The 16,454-nt window shown below is 63.2% G+C and carries 14 protein-coding genes and 1 tRNA gene; 5 read left to right on the top strand and 10 right to left on the bottom strand.

Annotated features, from left to right (window positions below):
* The first annotated feature begins 46 nt into the window (after nt 1-46).
* Both NKG99_RS18465 and msrB read left to right on the top strand, forming a co-directional pair.
* The gene (locus NKG99_RS18465; protein ID WP_352870121.1) at nt 47-604 is read left to right on the top strand and encodes a fasciclin domain-containing protein; all 558 of its coding nucleotides are present in this window, start codon (nt 47-49) and stop codon (nt 602-604) included.
* A gap of 208 nt (nt 605-812) precedes the next feature.
* Nucleotides 813-1,316, top strand: coding sequence for a peptide-methionine (R)-S-oxide reductase MsrB (msrB, locus tag NKG99_RS18470; RefSeq protein WP_352870122.1), 504 nt, complete (start codon nt 813-815; stop codon nt 1,314-1,316).
* A 114-nt stretch (nt 1,317-1,430) separates the two neighbouring features.
* Here the strand turns inward: msrB and NKG99_RS18475 are convergent, their stop codons facing one another.
* Both NKG99_RS18475 and NKG99_RS18480 read right to left on the bottom strand, forming a co-directional pair.
* The gene (locus tag NKG99_RS18475; RefSeq protein WP_352870123.1) at nt 1,431-3,023 is read right to left on the bottom strand and encodes a DHA2 family efflux MFS transporter permease subunit; all 1,593 of its coding nucleotides are present in this window, start codon (nt 3,021-3,023) and stop codon (nt 1,431-1,433) included.
* Between the two features lie 22 nt (nt 3,024-3,045).
* Nucleotides 3,046-4,254 carry an HlyD family secretion protein gene (locus NKG99_RS18480; protein ID WP_352870124.1) on the bottom strand — a complete coding sequence of 403 codons (1,209 nt, stop codon included), beginning with the start codon at nt 4,252-4,254 and terminating at the stop codon, nt 3,046-3,048.
* 127 nt (nt 4,255-4,381) lie between these two features.
* Between NKG99_RS18480 and NKG99_RS18485 the strand changes: the two genes are divergently transcribed.
* The gene (locus tag NKG99_RS18485) at nt 4,382-5,116 is read left to right on the top strand and encodes a TetR/AcrR family transcriptional regulator (protein ID WP_352870125.1); all 735 of its coding nucleotides are present in this window, start codon (nt 4,382-4,384) and stop codon (nt 5,114-5,116) included.
* A gap of 62 nt (nt 5,117-5,178) precedes the next feature.
* On the opposite strand, the gene yihA is transcribed toward NKG99_RS18485, so the two are convergent.
* From yihA to rpmH, 5 genes are all read right to left on the bottom strand, one after another.
* On the bottom strand, nt 5,179-5,838 hold the full coding sequence (gene yihA / locus NKG99_RS18490; RefSeq protein ID WP_352870126.1) for a ribosome biogenesis GTP-binding protein YihA/YsxC: 660 nt from the start codon (nt 5,836-5,838) through the stop codon (nt 5,179-5,181).
* Complete coding sequence (locus NKG99_RS18495) at nt 5,835-6,473, bottom strand: CatB-related O-acetyltransferase (RefSeq protein ID WP_352870127.1); 639 nt, start codon at nt 6,471-6,473, stop codon at nt 5,835-5,837. Before NKG99_RS18495 ends, yihA begins: the two co-directional genes overlap by 4 nt.
* A 372-nt stretch (nt 6,474-6,845) precedes the next feature.
* Nucleotides 6,846-8,660 carry a membrane protein insertase YidC gene (yidC, locus tag NKG99_RS18500; RefSeq protein ID WP_352870128.1) on the bottom strand — a complete coding sequence of 605 codons (1,815 nt, stop codon included), beginning with the start codon at nt 8,658-8,660 and terminating at the stop codon, nt 6,846-6,848.
* A 14-nt stretch (nt 8,661-8,674) separates the two neighbouring features.
* Nucleotides 8,675-9,028, bottom strand: a complete 354-nt coding sequence (gene rnpA, locus NKG99_RS18505) for a ribonuclease P protein component (RefSeq protein ID WP_352870129.1) — start codon at nt 9,026-9,028, stop codon at nt 8,675-8,677.
* A gap of 16 nt (nt 9,029-9,044) precedes the next feature.
* On the bottom strand, nt 9,045-9,179 hold the full coding sequence (gene rpmH / locus NKG99_RS18510; protein WP_008833937.1) for a 50S ribosomal protein L34: 135 nt from the start codon (nt 9,177-9,179) through the stop codon (nt 9,045-9,047).
* 279 nt (nt 9,180-9,458) lie between these two features.
* Here rpmH and NKG99_RS18515 point away from each other — a divergent pair, with 279 nt between their 5' ends.
* Together NKG99_RS18515 and NKG99_RS18520 are read left to right on the top strand one after the other, a co-directional pair.
* A complete protein-coding gene (locus tag NKG99_RS18515) occupies nt 9,459-10,952 on the top strand; it encodes an ATP-binding protein (RefSeq protein ID WP_352870130.1) in 1,494 nt (497 codons plus the stop codon).
* Nucleotides 10,953-11,236: 284 nt separating this feature from the next.
* Nucleotides 11,237-11,313, top strand: a tRNA-Arg gene (locus NKG99_RS18520).
* Between the two features lie 10 nt (nt 11,314-11,323).
* Here the strand turns inward: NKG99_RS18520 and NKG99_RS18525 are convergent.
* The 3 genes from NKG99_RS18525 to NKG99_RS18535 form a co-directional block, all read right to left on the bottom strand.
* Nucleotides 11,324-11,509, bottom strand: a complete 186-nt coding sequence (locus NKG99_RS18525; protein WP_352870131.1) for a hypothetical protein — start codon at nt 11,507-11,509, stop codon at nt 11,324-11,326.
* A gap of 155 nt (nt 11,510-11,664) precedes the next feature.
* Complete coding sequence (locus NKG99_RS18530; protein WP_352870132.1) at nt 11,665-14,868, bottom strand: efflux RND transporter permease subunit; 3,204 nt, start codon at nt 14,866-14,868, stop codon at nt 11,665-11,667.
* Nucleotides 14,865-15,971: an efflux RND transporter periplasmic adaptor subunit gene (locus tag NKG99_RS18535; protein WP_352870137.1), complete on the bottom strand. Its 1,107-nt coding sequence runs from the start codon at nt 15,969-15,971 to the stop codon at nt 14,865-14,867. The genes NKG99_RS18530 and NKG99_RS18535 overlap by 4 nt, the downstream gene beginning before the upstream one ends.
* Nucleotides 15,972-16,454 lie beyond the last annotated feature (483 nt).

Here is a 16,454-nt window from a genome sequence, read left to right on the forward strand (position 1 = left end):
TCTCGTCCCAAAGATGGGAAGAGAAAAACCCGAGGAGTATTACATCATGCGCAGATTCGCCACCCTTTTGGTCGCTGGTACGATCGCCGTCTCCACCCTTGCAACCGTCGCCTATGCCAAAAATCCGACGGTCGGCGGCGCCGCAATGTATGCCAACAAGAACATCGTCGAAAACGCCGTGAACTCGAAGGACCACACGACGCTCGTCGCCGCCGTGAAGGCCGCCGGCCTGGTCGAGACGCTGCAGGGCGCCGGTCCGTTCACGGTGTTCGCGCCGACCAACGAAGCCTTCGCGGCACTTCCGGCCGGCACGGTCGAGACGCTGCTCAAGCCCGAGAACAAGGACAAGCTCACCAAAATCCTGACCTGCCATGTCATCGGCGCCAAGGCGATGGGAGCCGACGTCGCCTCGATGGCCAAGGCTGATGGCGGCACCCACAAGGTCAAGACTGTTGGCGGCTGCGAGCTGTCGCTCAAGGTCGACGGCGGCAAGGTCACCGTCACCGACGAGAACGGCAATGTCGCCAATGTGACGATCGCCGATGTCGAACAGTCCAACGGCGTCATCCACGTCATCGACAAGGTTCTTTTGCCCAAGATGTAACAACGGACTTGCAGCCGACGAACTGGCTGCAAGGCCTCCGTCGATTGCATGATCCCGCTCCCGGGATCCGCAATCGACCCGCGCGCTCCGCGCCGTCCACATCCAGATGTGGAACGGCGCGGGGTGTTCGTTCGAGGGCCACCGTCACCGGCTTTTGATTTCCGCACGGCGGTATAGTTTGGCAAAGAGACAACAGGAGGAATTGGTCATGAACCGTCGCGACTTTCTTTTGAGCGGTGTCGCCGCCATCGGCGTCGTCGGGGCCGCGGCAACGGTGCTGCGCATGAGCAATCCGCAGGCCGCGCAGGCCGCCGAAAAGTTCGAGGTCACCAAGACCGAAGCCGAGTGGAAAGCCATCCTGTCGCCGGCCGCATTCGACGTGCTGCGCAAGGGAGGCACGGAATATCCCGGCACCAGCCCGTTGCTCAACGAACACCGCAAGGGCATCTTTGCCTGCGCCGGCTGCGACCTGCCGGTCTATCCATCGGAAACGAAGTTCGATTCCGGCACCGGCTGGCCGAGCTTCTGGCAGGAGATCGCCAATGGCATCGGCAAGACCGTGGACAGGTCGCTTGGAATGACCCGCACCGAAGTGCATTGCCGCCGCTGCGGCGGCCATCTCGGCCACGTCTTCGACGACGGCCCGGCGCCGACCGGCCTGCGCCACTGCATCAACGGCGTGGCGCTGACCTTCAAGCCGGCCACGGCCTGAGACCATCCGCTGGAATACAAAAAACTCCGGGCTTGCGGCCCGGAGTTTTTTGCGCGGTCAGACATTTCGGGCGTGGACTGGAGGAGCTTCCCGAAACGATGTCCACGTTTGGTATCAGTGGCCGCCTCCACCGCCGCCAGCCGCGACCGGCTTGCGGATCAGCATGGTGAACAGCCCGAGCGTCGCAAACAGCATTGTCAGCATGAAGAACACGTCCATGAAGGACAGCAGCGCCGCCTGCTGATGGACCATGCCCGACAGCTTGGAGATCGCGGCATTTGTCGCGTTCAGGCCGGGGGTCTGCTCGAAATTGAGCGTCATGTTCCGCAGCTTGGACTGCGCGGCGTCACTGCCCCATTGCACATGCTCGGAGAGCCTTGCGTAGTGGAAGGCATTGCGGTCGATCAGCACCGTGTTGATCAGGGCGAGGCCGACGGCGCCACCAAGGTTGCGGGTGAGGTTGAACAGGCCGGACGCATTCTTCAACCGCTCCGGCGGCAGCGTGCCGAGCGCGATGTTGTTGATCGGCACCATGCACAGCATCATCGAACAACCACGCAGGATCTGCGGGATGAGCAGCTCGTAGAAATCCCAGTCGGCGGTCAGGTGGGTCATCCACCAGGTGCCGGTGGCGAAGCCGAAGAAGCCGATCATCATCATCAGCCGCGGGTCGATCTTGTTCGACAGGATGCCCGAGATCGGCGCAGTGAAGAACATGGCCAGTCCGCTGACGAACAGCGCCTCGCCGATCATCATCGAATCGTAGCCGCGGATGCGCCCGAGGAACACCGGGTACAAATAGGTCAGGCCGTAGAGGCCGATGCCGATGACGAAGGAAAACAGCGAGCCGAAGGCGAAGTTGATATTGGTGAAGGCCTTCAGATCGACGATCGGCTCCTCGGCGGTGAACACGCGCCAGAAGAACAGCACCCCGCCAATGGTCATGACGATGGCGCAGATGAAGACGCCCTGGTCCTGCAGCCAGTCGTTGTTCGGGCCTTCCTCGAGCACATATTCCATGCAGCCGAGGAAGGCCGCCATGCCGGCGAGGCCCCACCAGTCGAACTTGCTGAACAGCTTGAGATTGGGCTTGTCGAAGTCGATCAGCGTCCAGGCCGCCGTGGTCACCAGGATGCCGGGCACGACATTGACCAGGAAGAGCCAATGCCAGGACATGGCATGGCTGATATAGCCGCCGACGGTCGGGCCGATGGTCGGTGCCAGCGTCGCCACCAGGCCGATCATCGGCGACACGACGGCGCGGCGCGACGGCGGGAAGATGGTGAAGGCGGCAGCGAAGACGCTCGGGATCATGCCGCCGCCGATGAAGCCCTGGACGGCGCGGTAGACGATCATCTGGTCGATGTTGGTGGCGGTCGCGGCAAGGGCGCTGGCAGCGGTAAAACCCGCCGCCGAAATCGTGAACAGCACGCGCGTCGACAGCATCCGGCTGAGGAAGCCCGACAGCGGGATCATCACAACCTCGGCGATCAAATAGGCGGTCTGCACCCACGGGATTTCGTCGGAACTGGCGCTCAGGCCGGCCTGGATCTCGGCCAGCGAGGCGGAGACGATCTGGATGTCCAGGATGGCCATGAACATGCCGAACACCATCGCCAGGAAGGCGATGACGCGCCGTGTCGAGATGGTGTCGGGCACAGCAGGCCTTGCCGGCGGTGCTCCTGCTGTCAGGGTTGCGGTTGCCATGGCATTGCTCCCCGGCAGCCGCTCAGTTCGACGCGGCCGCCGACGCCGACGCCGACACGGATGGGGCGGTGCGGCTGTCGACGGCGACGACGACGCTGAGGCCGGCGCGCAGCTTGCCACTCTTCAGTGCGTCGGCGGGTACGTCGATGCGGACCGGAACGCGCTGCACGACCTTGGTGAAGTTGCCGGTGGCGTTTTCGGGCGGCAGCAGCGAGAACACGGCACCGGAAGCCGGCGCCAGCGACGAGACGGTTCCCTCGAAATCCTCGCCGTCGGTCGCATCGACCGAGATCTTGACCTTCTCACCCGGCACCAGCCGGGCAAGCTGCGTCTCCTTGAAGTTGGCGACGATGTAGAGCTTGTCCATCGGCACGATGACGGCAAGCTTCTGGCCGGGGCTGACGAGATCGCCCTGCTCCACGGAACGGTTGCCGACGACGCCGTCATAAGGCGCCTTGAGCACGGTGAAGGAGAGATCCCGCAAGGCCTTGTCGTGGCTGAGCTGCAAGGATGCGAGCGTGCTTGCCGATTCGGCGCGCTGTGCCTGCAGCACGCCAATATTGGCCTGCGCCGCGGCGATCTGCGCGTCGGCGCCGACAAGGGCTGCGTCGGCCTGCTGAACCGCCGTCTGGGCGTCGTCCAGCTGCGCCTGCGTGCCGACATGCGTCTTGAGCAGCTGCGAGGCGCGCGCCGCGACCTTGGCCGCATTGTCGGCGGAGGCCTGGTCGGCGACCTTCTGCGCCTGCGCCTGCTGCAGCGAGGCGCGCGCCGCGTCGGTCTGGGCGTCGATACGGTCGAGCGTCTTGCTCAATGTGGCGATCTGCGCCTCGGCCTGGGCGACGGCGATCTTGTAGTCGCCGTCGTCGACGACGAGCAGCGGTTCGCCGGCCTTGACCAGCTGGTTCTCGCTGACCTTGACCTGATCGACATAGCCGGAAATCTTGGGCGAGATGAACGCCATGTCGGCCTGGACATAGGCGTCGTCCGTCGAGATCATGAAGCGACCCGTGGTCCAGTAGTCGTAACCGTACCAGGCGCCGGCGCCCGGCAAGGCGACGCCGATGATGGGCAGCAGGAAGGAACGCACCGAGCGCTTCTTCTTGGCCGGAACCTCTACCGGTGGCGGCGATACCGCGGGCTGGACAGGTATTTCAGGTGCCTCCGTCGCCGGCGCGACCTTGGCGTTGGGGAAGGGACGGACTTCGGCTGATGTTGACGCGTTCGAGGACATGACATCTCTCTAATGTAATAGGACTGAACCGTTCGGTTCGATCAGGACGTTGACATAGCGCGTAAAGAAGACCATATCAAGTGCAATCGAACCGGACGGTTCGAATTATTTTCGAGGTGTGACCTTAATGGCCGAGACTCCGCCCAACGTCGAAACCGACCAGTGTGGCGATCTGCTGGACAGCTTGCGCCGTGGTCGCCCGGCGGCGGGGCAGGACCCGGTCAAGCGTAGTCAGATCATCGATGGCGCCCGGCGCGTCTTCATCGACAAGGGCTTCGAAGCGGCGTCGATGAACGACATCACCCGCGAGGCCGGAGTCTCCAAGGGCACGATTTATGTCTACTTCGCCAACAAGGAAGAGCTGTTCGAAGCGCTGATCGAGGAAGAGCGCGGCACCATCTTCAAGAACATGTACGACGTGCTGGACAAATCCGACGACCTGCGCGAGACGCTGGTGAAGTTCGGCAAGGTGCTGGCCCTCAAGATCACCTCGGCCAAGGTCATCCAGGCACAGCGCACGGTGATCGGCGCATCAGACCGGATACCCGACATGGGCGCGCGTTTTTACGAACGCGGTCCCAAGCGCGGTCACGACAAGGTCGCGGCCTTTCTCAATGCCGCCATCGAGCGCGACCTGCTGCGGATCGACGATGTCGATCTCGCCGCCTATCAGTTCACTGAATTGTGCCTGGCCGGTCTGTTCCGCCAGTGCATCTTCGCCTACCGCACCAAAGCCCCGACCCAGGATGAAATCGACCACATCGTCAGGTCAGGCGTCGGCATGTTCCTGAAAGCTTACGGCACCGAAAGGCTCGTGGCGGAAGAAGGCCATCAGACGATTGCCATCGAGGCCAAGCCTTAGCTTTTTGTTGCTGCGCATTTCCCAAGGGAAGGCGCTATGCGGCTTTCCCGGGAAAGCCGTTTCTATCCGCCATTGGCGGCAAGCACGATGGCGGCCTGCAATTCCTCGAGGCCCTCGGCCTTTTCCGAAGATGTCGCCAGAACGAACGGAAACGCCGCCGGCCGCTTCTTGATTTTTGCCAGCGTCTCCTCGATCAGCCGCGGCACGCCCGCAGCCTTGATCTTGTCGGTCTTGGTCAGCACGATCTGATAGGACACCGCCGCCTTGTCGAGCAGCGACAGCACTTCATCGTCCTTGGCCTTGATGCCGTGTCTGGCGTCGATCAGCACATAGACCCGCTTCAGCGTGACGCGGCCCTTGAGATAGTCGAAGACCAGCTTGGTCCACTCGTCTACCTTCTCCTTCGGCGCGGTGGCGTAGCCGTAGCCCGGCATGTCGACCAGCGCCAAGGGCGGCAGGTCGGCACCCTCGCCCGAAAACCCATCCGGCACGAAATAGTTGAGCTCCTGCGTGCGCCCCGGGGTGTTGGAGGTCCGGGCCAGCCCCTTCTGGTTGACCAGCGCGTTGATCAGCGACGACTTGCCGACATTCGAGCGGCCGGCAAAAGCGATTTCCGGCGGTCCTTCCGGCGGCAGGAATTTCATTGCCGGCACGCCGCGAATGAATATCCATCCCCGTGTAAACAGTTCGGTGCCGATCGTGCTGCTGTTCAGAGCTTTCAAGCTGCTGCCTCCAGAAGAGAAATATTGGCACCCCGGATAGCGTCGAGGTTGCGGCTGATCTTATCCACCGGCCAGTCCCACCACGCCACTGCCAGCAGCCGCCTGATCGTGCGGTCGTCGAAACGCATCTTCACCACCTTGGCCGGGTTGCCGGCGACGATTGCATAGGGCGGGGCGTCGTGCGTGACCACCGATTTCGCGGCAATGATGGCGCCATGACCGAGGTCCACCCCGGGCAGGATCACCGCCTCCATGCCGATCCAGACGTCGTTGCCGACGATCGTGTCGCCACGAACCTCCTTCGACCAGGTCGCCGGGTCAAAACCCTTTTCCCAGCCATGGCCGAAAATGTTGAACGGGTAGGTCGAAAAGCCGGACATTGCGTGGTTGGCGCCATTCATGATGAAGCGCGCACCCTCGGCGATGGCGCAGAACCTGCCGATGATGAGCTTGTCGCCAATGAACGGGTAATGATGCAGGACGCATTTTTCAGCGAATTTGTCCGGCCCGTCGGGGTCGTCGTAATAGGTGTAATCGCCGATCTCGATGTTCGGCGCGTTCACCAGTGCCTTGAGGAAGCCGACGCGGGTATGCATCGGGATCGGGTGCTTGATGTCTGGGTTGGGTCCGTCCATGTCGAAGTCCGTCAAAGAATTGGCCGCCTGGCGCCGAGCGAAGTTCGCACGCGCCTATTCAAAATAGCGTGATCCGCCCTATAGCACCAATCGGCTGACGAGCGAGCTTTCCATGGCGGCTCTGCTCATTTGCTGCGGCACGCAGGCCAAGGTCGATGACAGCGCCATCAAGGAGCGATCTCCTCGAGCAGTCGGCACCTGCCCAAAGGCGTGCCCAAGCGCATGCCGCGGGGAATGGCGATGCGCAGTTTCGAGGCGCGGCCGCCAAAGTTTCGCCGGATATTGGAAATCGGTCGGAATGGGATGTCCCACCAATGAAAAAGCCCCGGGCGCGTGAACCCGAGGCTTCTTGAGCCCGCAAAGGCACCCCCGCTATTCCGCCGGTGACGGTTTCTTCCGGAACAGCGCGACCAGATTGTCCCACAGCTCGATCTTGGCGCCCTGGCGCTTCATGATCACGCCTTGCTGGAGGATCGACAGCGTGTTGTTCCAGGCCCAGTAGATGACGAGGCCGGCCGGGAAACCCGCCATCATGAAGGTGAAGATGACCGGCATCCAGGTGAAGATGGCCGCCTGCGTCGGGTCCGGCGGCGTCGGGTTCATGCGCATCTGCAGGAACATGGTGACGCCCATGATCAGCGGCCAGACGCCGATCATCAGCATGTGCGGCAGCGTGAGCGGAACGAGGCCGAACAGGTTGAAGATCGAGGTCGGATCGGGTGCCGCCAGATCCTGGATCCAGCCGAAGAACGGCGCGTGCCGCATCTCGATGGTGATGTAGAGCACCTTGTAGAGCGAGAAGAAGACCGGGATCTGCAGCGCCACCGGCCAGCAGCCGGCGAGCGGGTTGATCTTCTCGGTCTTGTACAGCTCCATCATCGCCTGCTGCTGCTTCATCTTGTCGTCCGCGTATTTCTCGCGGATCTCGAGCATCTTGGGCTGCACCTTTTTCATGTTCGCCATCGACGCATAGGACTTGTTGGCGAGCGGGAAGAAGATGGCCTTGACGATGACGGTGGTGGCGAGGATCGCCAAGCCGAAATTGCCGAAGAATTTGTAGAGGGTGTCGATCAGCCAGAACATCGGCTTGGTGATGAAGTGGAACCAGCCCCAATCGATCAACAGGTCGAACCGCTTGATGTGGCGGTCTTCCGCATAGGCATTGATCTTGCCGACTTCCTTGGCGCCGGCGAAGATTTCGCTCTCCACGGTCGCCGACTGACCGGCATCGACGTTGATCGGGTCGGTCAGGAAGTCGGACTGGTACCGGTGGCGGCCGTCCTCGAAATAGGCGTAGCGCGGCTGGAACGGCTGCTTCTCCGTCGGCACCAGCGTCACCGCCCAGTATTTGTCGGTGATGCCGAGCCAGCCGTCGGTCGACTTGCCCGGCGTGGCCTGCTTGTCCTTCTCGATGGACGCGTATTTGTGTTCCTGCAGGCCTTCGGTGCCGGTGAAGCCTATCAAGCCCTCGTGCAGCACATAGGTGCTGGCGACGAGCGGCTTGTCGAAACGGGTGACGCGGCCGTAATTGGACAGCGAGACCGCGGCCGTGCCCGAATTCTGCACCGTGTCGGAAACCGTGAACATGTAGTTGGTATCGACGGAAAAGGTGCGCTTGAAGGTCAGGCCCTTGTCGTTCGAATAGGTCAGCGTGACCGGCGTCGTCGGCGTCAGCGTCGCATTGCCGTCGACGGCCCATACAGTCTCGGGACCAGGCACCGCGCCGGTCTTGTCGTTGCCGACGAAGCCGATCTCGGCGTAATAGCCATTGGGGAGTGCCGCCGGGTTGAGCAGGCTGATCTCGGGCGAGCTCTTGTCGACCGTCTCGGTGTAGTGCTTGAGCTTGAGGTCGTCGAGACGGGCGCCGGTCAGGTTGATCGAACCCTCGAGGCTCGGCGTATCGATCTTGGCGCGGGTCGTCGTGGCCAGCGCCTGTTCGCGGCCGGCCGGCGTCACGGCATCTGTGCCGGGTGCGTTCGGAATGGCGCCAGGAGCAGCGGGGGTTCCGGTGTCAGTGCCGGGATTGGTGCCCTGGGCCGCCTTCTTCTGCTCCTCGACGCGCTGCTGTTCGACGCGGGCCGCCTCGCGCTGGGCTTCGCCGCGCGGCAACACATAAAAATATTGCCATACGGCCAGGATCAGCACCGACAGCGCGATGGTGATGAAGAAGTTCCGGTTGTTTTCCATCGAAAGCCTTTGGCCTATCGTGTTCCGCGCAGTCGGCGGGAGAGTTCGGCCTTCAACTGGCCGAACGGAATGGTAAGCACGTCTTCGCGCCCGACGATGACATAGTCATTGCCAGGCGCCATGTCACATACCGCGTGCGTACGCACGGCTTCTCGCAGCCGCCGGCGGACGCGGTTGCGGACAACCGCATTGCCGACCTTCTTGGTGACGGTGTAGCCGACGCGCGGCGACTGGCCGTCACCGCGGTCGAGAACCTCAACGAGAAAAAGCCGCCCACGTCGCTTTTCGCCACGACGGACGGCCAGGAATTCCGCGCGCTTCAGAAGCCGCTTGGGATTTGGTCCCACTGGCTTGCCGGTTGCGGGCAACGATCTCGTCTTCCGTTCAGGCGCTGAGCCGCTTGCGGCCGCGATTGCGGCGAGCTGCGACGACGCCGCGACCACCCTTGGTGGCCATGCGGGCACGAAAGCCGTGCCGACGTTTGCGGACGAGTTTGGACGGTTGGTAGGTACGCTTCATTTGTTTTAATACCGCGGGGTGCGGCCCTTCTTGATTCTGTCACTGTGTAACAGGAGCTTTGCCGGGCCGTTTTTGGCGCGATCGAAACCGCGCCGGGACGAATGGCCCGAGCGTGTGCGGGCTTATAGAAAGAAGGCTTTTGGAAGTCAATCCGGCGTCGTCGGACCGAAACCCCGGCGTCGTCCAAGTCGGTTTATGTTTCCGGCAAGGATGAAATTGGCAAAAAAGCCGTAATCGCCTAATCTGCGTTGATCAAGTGATTGTGAAGACATGGACCGCATGAGCGAAACCACACAAGCGCAGGAAGGGATCGGCACGGCGGCGCCAACCATCGTGCGCACGGTGCCGCTGTCGCGCGGCCTGTCGACCAAGCTGCTGCTGCTCACCATCATCTTCGTGCTGCTGGCGGAAGTGCTGATCTTCCTGCCCTGGATCGCCAGCTACCGGCTGAACTGGCTGAAGGAGCGGCTGAGCACGGCGGCGGCTGTGTCGATCGTGCTGGTGCAGGGCGAATCCACCTCTTTGTCACGCGCCGCCCAGAACGACGTGCTGATGGCGATCGGCGCCAAGGCGATCGCGGTGCGCGACGGCGGCGTTTCGCGGCTGCTGGTGGTTGCCGAAATGCCGCCGAAGGTCGACGAACACATCGATATCGCCGGCATCGGCATGATCAAAGGCATGACCGGCGCGCTCGACACGCTGTTTTTCGGCGGCGATCGGATGCTGCGCGTTTTCGGGCCTGTCGGCGACTCGGACAAGGAGTTCGAGCTGATCATGCCGGACAACAGCCTGCGCAATGCGATGCTGCGATATTCGCGCAATGTCGCCTTCGTCTCGCTGCTGATCTCACTGTTCACCGCAATGCTGGTCTATGCCGCGATCGACCTGATCATGATCGGGCCGATCCGGACGATGACGCGCTCGATGCTGTCGTTTTCCGAAGCCCCCGACGATCCCGGGCGCATCATCCACCCGGCCGCCCGCGCCGACGAGATCGGCGTTGCCGAGCGCGAACTGTCGCAGATGCAGGAGCGCCTGCAAAAGATGCTCTCCGAGCAGAAGCACCTTGCCGACCTCGGCCTTGCCGTCTCCAAGATCAACCATGACATGCGCAACATCCTGGCCTCGGCGCAGCTAATGTCGGACCGCCTGCGCCTGGTCAAGGACCCGACCGTGCAGGCCTTCGCGCCGAAGCTGCTTCGCGCGCTCGACCGAGCGGTGTCCTATTCAGAAGGCGTGCTCGCCTATGGCCGCACGCAGGAGCCGCCACCGGCGCGCCGGCGCTTGAGGCTGCGCCAGCTGGTCGAGGACGTGCACGGCCTGCTCGACATCGGGCAGGGCATCGAGTTCGTCAATTCCGTCGAGCCGACCTTCGAGGTGGACGCCGATTCCGATCAGCTGTTCCGCGTGCTCACCAATTTGTGCCGGAATTCCGTGCAGGCGATGGCGGCAGACAGTGAGAGCGCCCTCGTGCGGCGCCTGGCGGTGTCGGCCGTGCGCCTGGGCAGTGTCAGCCGCATCGCCGTCAGCGACACCGGACCGGGCCTACCGCCCAAGGCGCGGGAGAACCTGTTCGCGGCGTTCCGCGGCTCGGCCCGCAGCGGCGGCACCGGCCTTGGGCTGGCGATCGCGCACGAACTGATCCGGGCGCATGGCGGCACGGTGGAGCTGGTCGAGAGCATTGGCGGGCGCACCACATTCGCGGTCACCATTCCCGACCAGCCGGTCCGGCTCGACCAGGCGCGCAGCAACGGCCTGCGCCGCCCGGCATGAGATATATTGATATTCAGCTGAGGCCGGCCTGCAAACGGCGGTTTCCTGCGCTTCCGGTGCTCACGTACCAAAAGTACGCTCCGCTCCGGTTCTCGGACCCCACCGTTTTCGACTCGGCCTGAGCTGAATCTCAACACACCTCAATCTGCACTCGCGAAAGCAGTTGTGCAAAACTTTTGCCGGATCGGCTTGCTTTTCCGAAATTCAGTCGCTAGGGAACACGTCTCGTCGCGACCGGTCGTTCACGATCGGATCGCGGGGTCATGGAAAGCATGGCCTGTTGCGCGCCCGTAGCTCAGCTGGATAGAGCACCAGACTACGAATCTGGGGGTCAGGAGTTCGAATCTCTTCGGGCGCGCCAATTTCCGCCATTACAGAACAAAAGTGGGCACCGCAGAGATGGCGGCAGCTTTGCGCCCCATCTCGGCCGTAGAGATCAGCTTCTCCGCGTCCTGAAAGCAGACATCGCAAGCGAGGACTCCGGAGGTCGCGGTTGCGCCCTCAAGCCCCGCCTGGTCGACCAGATAAAAGATCGCATTGGCCTCGCCGCCCGGCATCGTCTCGCTGAACTGGATGCGGCTGTTGGGCTGGATCAGACCGAGCAGGGTCTCCGCCGCACCTCGACGCCGAGGTCGCGCAGATCGTGGCCGTTGCCGCGCCGCGCCGATTTTCTGGAGTGATAAGCCGCGCCCGACGCGGCGAATTCGTAACCCTACTCGGCGGCCGTCTCCGTTGGCGCCTCTGCCGGCCCCGAAGGCTCGGCCTCGGCACGGGGCATGCGCCGTGAAAACAGCGACCTGAGCGTGACGTAGAACACCGGCGTCAGGAACAGGCCGACGAAGGTGACGCCGAGCATGCCGGAGAACACCGCGGTGCCGAGCGACTGGCGCATTTCTGCGCCCGGGCCCGTTGCGATCATCAGCGGCACGACGCCGAGGATGAACGAGAAGGCGGTCATCAGGATCGGCCGCAGCCTGAGCCTGCAGGCTTCGACGGCAGCCTCGGCAGCCGACAGCCCGCGTTCCTGCGCCTGCCGCGCGAATTCGACGATCAGGATCGCGTTCTTGGCGGCAAGCCCGGTCAGCACGATGAGGCCGATCTGCACGAGGATGTTGTTGTCCAGCCCTCGCAACGACACGCCGAGCAGCGCCGCGAGCACGCCGAGCGGCACCACCAGCACAATGGCGAACGGCAGCACCCAGCTTTCATATTGCGCCGCCAGCGCCAGGAACACGAACAGCACCGACAGTCCGAAGATATAGACAGCGGCATTGCCGGTGTTGCGCTCCTGATAGGCGAGCTCGGTCCATTCATAGGAGGTACCGGCCGGCAGCGTCTTTGCCGTGATCCCTTCCATCAATGCCAGGGCGTCACCCGTGGAAACGCCGGGCGCGGCGTTGCCCTGCAGCGGCACCGAGACGTACATGTTGTAGCGCTGGACCAGCGCCGGGCCGGTGACGTCGCGGATCTCGATCAATGTGCCGAGCGGAACCAGCGCGCCGGTCGCCGAGCGCACCTTCAGTTTCAAGATGTCGGCGCGATCGAGGCGGAACGCCTGGTCGGCCTGCGCCCGCACCTGGTAGACGCGCCCGAAAGCGTTGAAGTCGTTGACGTAGGCGGTGCCCAAATTGATCGACAGCGTCTCGAAGATGTTGGGGATCGGCACATTCAGGATGCGCGCCTTGTCGCGATCGATCGCCAGGAAGAATTGCGGGCTCGACGCTGAGAAGGTGGTGAACACGCCCGTCAGCCCCGGCGTCTTGTTGGCCTTGCCGGCGATTTCGTAGGCAAGCGCCAGGATCTGCCGCATGTCGGCGCTGTTGCGCTCCTGGATCTGCAGCTTGAAGCCGCCGGCATTGCCGACGCCGCGGATCGGCGGCGGCGGCAGTGCGATAATGAAGGCTTCCTTGATGCTTTGCAGGCTGCCGAACAGATTGCCGATGACCTGGGTCGCCGACTGGCCGGCTTTCAGTCGCTCGTGAAACGGCTTGAACCTGGCGAAGATCACACCCGCGTTGCTGGCGTTGGTGAAGGTCGCGCCGGAGAAACCGGCGAAGGCGACTGCGTAGTCGACGCCTGGCGTTTTCTGGATGATCTGCGATGCCTGCTGGATGACCGCGTCGGTCCTCGACAGCGAGGCGCCATCCGGCAACTGGACGACGACGATCGCATAGCCCTGGTCGAGCGACGGAATGAAACCGCGCGGCACAGCCTGCACCATGTAGACCGTGGCGTAGATGAGGGCCGCGAAAACGGCCAGCATGGCGGCGATCGTTATCCACGAGCCGACCAGCACGCGGACGATGCTCGAATACCAGTGGGCGACCCTGTCGAAGCCGCGATTGAAGCCGTCGGCGAGCGCCCGTCCGAACCGCGCCAGGAAAAAGCGCGGCGGCGCCGCCGCGGCGTGGTGCGGCTTGAACAGTAGTGCGGCCAGCGCCGGCGAAAGCGTCAGCGAATTGAATGCCGAGATCGCCGTCGACACCGCGATGGTGATCGCAAACTGCAGATAGAACTGCCCGGAAATGCCGGGGATGAAGGCTGTCGGTACGAACACGGCTATCAGCACCAGCGAGATCGCGATGACGGCCGTTCCGACTTCGTCCATGGTCAGGTGCGACGCCGGATTGGGCGCCAGCCCACTGGCGATATTGCGCTCGACGTTTTCGACCACGACGATCGCATCGTCGACGACGATGCCGATCGCCAGAACGAGGCCGAACAGAGTCAGCATGTTGAGCGAGAAGCCGGCGGCGTAAAGCACCGCCAGCGTGCCGATCAGCGACACCGGGATTGCCACGATCGGCACGATCGCCATGCGCCACGATTGCAGGAAGACGATGATGACGATGATGACCAGCAGCATCGCCTCGAGGATCGTCTTGTAGACCTCCTGGATCGACTCGGCGACGAACTCGGTCGGATTGTAGACGATGTCGTAGCTCAATCCCTTCGGGAAGTCTTGGGAAAGCTCCTTCATCTTGTCCTGGATCTCCGCGGCTGCGGCGAGCGCATTGGTGCCCGGCCGCTGGAAGATGGCGAGCGCCACCGCCGGTTTGCCGTTGAGATAGGAGTTGGTGACGTAATCCTTGGCGCCGAGCTCGATGCGCGCCACGTCCTGCAGCGAGATCAGGCGGCCGTCGTCGGTCGATTTGACGATCACGTATCGGAAGTCGCGTGCGTCGTTGAAGCGGCCTTGCGTGGTGACCGTGTATTGGAACGCCGTGCCGGTGTTGGTCGGTGGCGCACCGATCGAGCCGCCCGACACCTGGACGTTCTGGTCGCGCAGCGCCTGCACCACATCGCCCGAGGTCATCCCCAGGGCGGACAGTTTTTCCGGATCGAGCCAGATGCGCAGCGAATATTCGCGTTCGCCGAAGATGATGAGGTCGCCGACGCCATCTAGTCTGAGCAGTATGTCGCGCACCCGCGAGCGGGCGTAGTTCGAGACGTAGAGCTGGTCGTAGGTATTGTCGGGCGACAGCATGTGCACGACCATCATCAGGTCGGGCGAGCTCTTGGTGGTGGTGATGCCGAGGCGGCGGACTTCTTCGGGCAGGCGCGGCTCGGCGACCGACACGCGGTTCTGCACCAGCACCTGCGCCTGGTCGAGATCGGTGCCCAGCTTGAAGGTGATGGTCAGCGCCATCGCCCCGTCGCCCGACGAATAGGACGACATGTAGAGCATGCCCTCGACGCCGTTGATCTCCTGCTCGATCGGCGTTGCCACCGTCGCTGCGACCGTCTCGGCGTCGGCGCCCGGATACTGCGCGCGAACGACGATGGTCGGCGGCGCGATCTCGGGATATTGCGCGACCGGCAGCTGGGTATAAGCAATCCCGCCGAGGATCAGCAGGACGATCGAAACGACCGATGCGAAGATCGGACGGTCGACGAAGAAATGTGCGAACCTCATTGCTGCAACCCGGCGGTCTCGACCTTGGGCGGCAACGTCACCATCTCGGCCTTCACCTTGGTGCCGGGCCTGGCGTGCATCAGCCCGTTGACGATGATCGTCTCGTCGCCGGTCAGGCCCGCGCGGATCACCCGGTAGCCGTCGAGAAGCGGGCCGGTGCGCACGGGCTTCGCCGACACCGTCCCGGCCTCATCCACCAGGAACACGATACGCCGATCCTGATCGGCGCCGATCGCCTCGTCGGGCACCAGCACGCCGCTATGCGGCAGCGACCCCGGCACGTTGATGCGCCCGAACATGCCTGGCTGGAGAATGCCGTCGGCGTTGGGAAAGCTTGCACGCACCCGCATGGTGCCGGTCGCGTTGTCGATCCGGTTCTCGGCAAAATCGAGCTTGCCTTTGAATACCGCCTCCGCGCGGTCGGCGACGCGAACCACCACCTCGAGCCCGCCGGCGCCCTCCTGCATGCTGCCGCCACGCTGCTTCGCGTCGCGAGCGTAGCTGAAATACAGGCGCTCATCGACGTCGAAATAGAAGTCGATCGGATCGCGCGTAACGATGGTCGTTAGCAAGGTGGAATCCGGCTGCACGAGGTTGCCGACCGACACCAGCCGGCGGTCGATGCGGCCGGACAAGGGCGCCTTGATCTCGGTGAATTCCATGTTCAGGCTGGCCGTCGTCAGCGCAGCCGTCGCGCCCTGCATCTGCGCCTGCGCCGAAAGGTATTCCCGCCGGCGGTCGTCGACCGTCGCGGTTGAGATATTGCCGGTCTTGGCGAGTTCGTCGGCGCGATCCAGCTGCATCTTGGAGAATTCGAGCAGACTCTTGGCGACGTCAACTTGCGACTTTGCGGCATCATAAGCCGCCTGGTACGGACGCTGGTCGATGGTGAAGAGCAGGTCGCCCTTGTTGACCAGTGCGCCGTCCTGGAAGCTGACCTTGTCCAGATAGCCGCTGACGCGCGAACGGACGGCGACCTGGTCGACGGCTTCGAAGCGCCCGACGAACTCGTCGTCTTCGACGATTTTACGGACCACCGGCTTGGCCGCCGTCACCACGGGTAGCTGCTGGTCCTGCGCAAACGCTGTGCTGCTGAAAGCCATGCCGAGCAGGAATGCCGCCGACACGGCGGCGCGGGCAAGCCAGCCGGCCGATCGACAGGTTCGCCCGCCCGCGTCGCGATGCAATTGCCCATTCCTTGGGCTGTCCATTTGCGTCCCCCATTCGCTGGACCCGGGAGGTCGGTTGATCCGCTTCTACGCTCAGGCTTCTCGTCGAGATCAGAGCACTGCAGTATTGTGCATGGCAACGTGATCATTTTCCATGTGCGCTGAAATGTCCACCCTGTGGCTGCCCCGCCACCCGCCACTGGCGACGCAGATCCACCGGGCGGTCCGGGACGCCATTGAGACGGGGTGGCTAGACCCGGGAGCAGACCTTGGTCCCGTCGGGCTGAACGTCCGCAATCATTCTTCAAACGTTAAAGCCGTCATTCCGCTATCGTGAAGAGTTTCGGGCGCCGGCAGGCGTACGAAAGTCCCCGAGGAAGGAACCCGCGGGCCACAGTCGATGGCTATGGGGATTTC

It is taken from the genome of Mesorhizobium sp. M1409 (assembly GCF_040317535.1).
Lineage (GTDB): Bacteria > Pseudomonadota > Alphaproteobacteria > Rhizobiales > Rhizobiaceae > Mesorhizobium.

Coding starts and splice junctions, on each gene's coding strand:
- NKG99_RS18535 (WP_352870137.1), bottom strand. CDS start 15,971: ATGGCTTTCAGCAGCACAGCGTTTGCGCAGGACCAGCAGCTACCCGTG.
- NKG99_RS18480 (WP_352870124.1), bottom strand. CDS start 4,254: ATGTCCTCGAACGCGTCAACATCAGCCGAAGTCCGTCCCTTCCCCAAC.
- NKG99_RS18475 (WP_352870123.1), bottom strand. CDS start 3,023: ATGGCAACCGCAACCCTGACAGCAGGAGCACCGCCGGCAAGGCCTGCT.
- NKG99_RS18495 (WP_352870127.1), bottom strand. CDS start 6,473: ATGGACGGACCCAACCCAGACATCAAGCACCCGATCCCGATGCATACC.
- rpmH (WP_008833937.1), bottom strand. CDS start 9,179: ATGAAGCGTACCTACCAACCGTCCAAACTCGTCCGCAAACGTCGGCAC.
- NKG99_RS18465 (WP_352870121.1), top strand. CDS start 47: ATGCGCAGATTCGCCACCCTTTTGGTCGCTGGTACGATCGCCGTCTCC.
- NKG99_RS18525 (WP_352870131.1), bottom strand. CDS start 11,509: ATGCCGGGCGGCGAGGCCAATGCGATCTTTTATCTGGTCGACCAGGCG.
- msrB (WP_352870122.1), top strand. CDS start 813: ATGAACCGTCGCGACTTTCTTTTGAGCGGTGTCGCCGCCATCGGCGTC.
- NKG99_RS18485 (WP_352870125.1), top strand. CDS start 4,382: ATGGCCGAGACTCCGCCCAACGTCGAAACCGACCAGTGTGGCGATCTG.
- NKG99_RS18515 (WP_352870130.1), top strand. CDS start 9,459: ATGAGCGAAACCACACAAGCGCAGGAAGGGATCGGCACGGCGGCGCCA.
- NKG99_RS18530 (WP_352870132.1), bottom strand. CDS start 14,868: ATGAGGTTCGCACATTTCTTCGTCGACCGTCCGATCTTCGCATCGGTC.
- yidC (WP_352870128.1), bottom strand. CDS start 8,660: ATGGAAAACAACCGGAACTTCTTCATCACCATCGCGCTGTCGGTGCTG.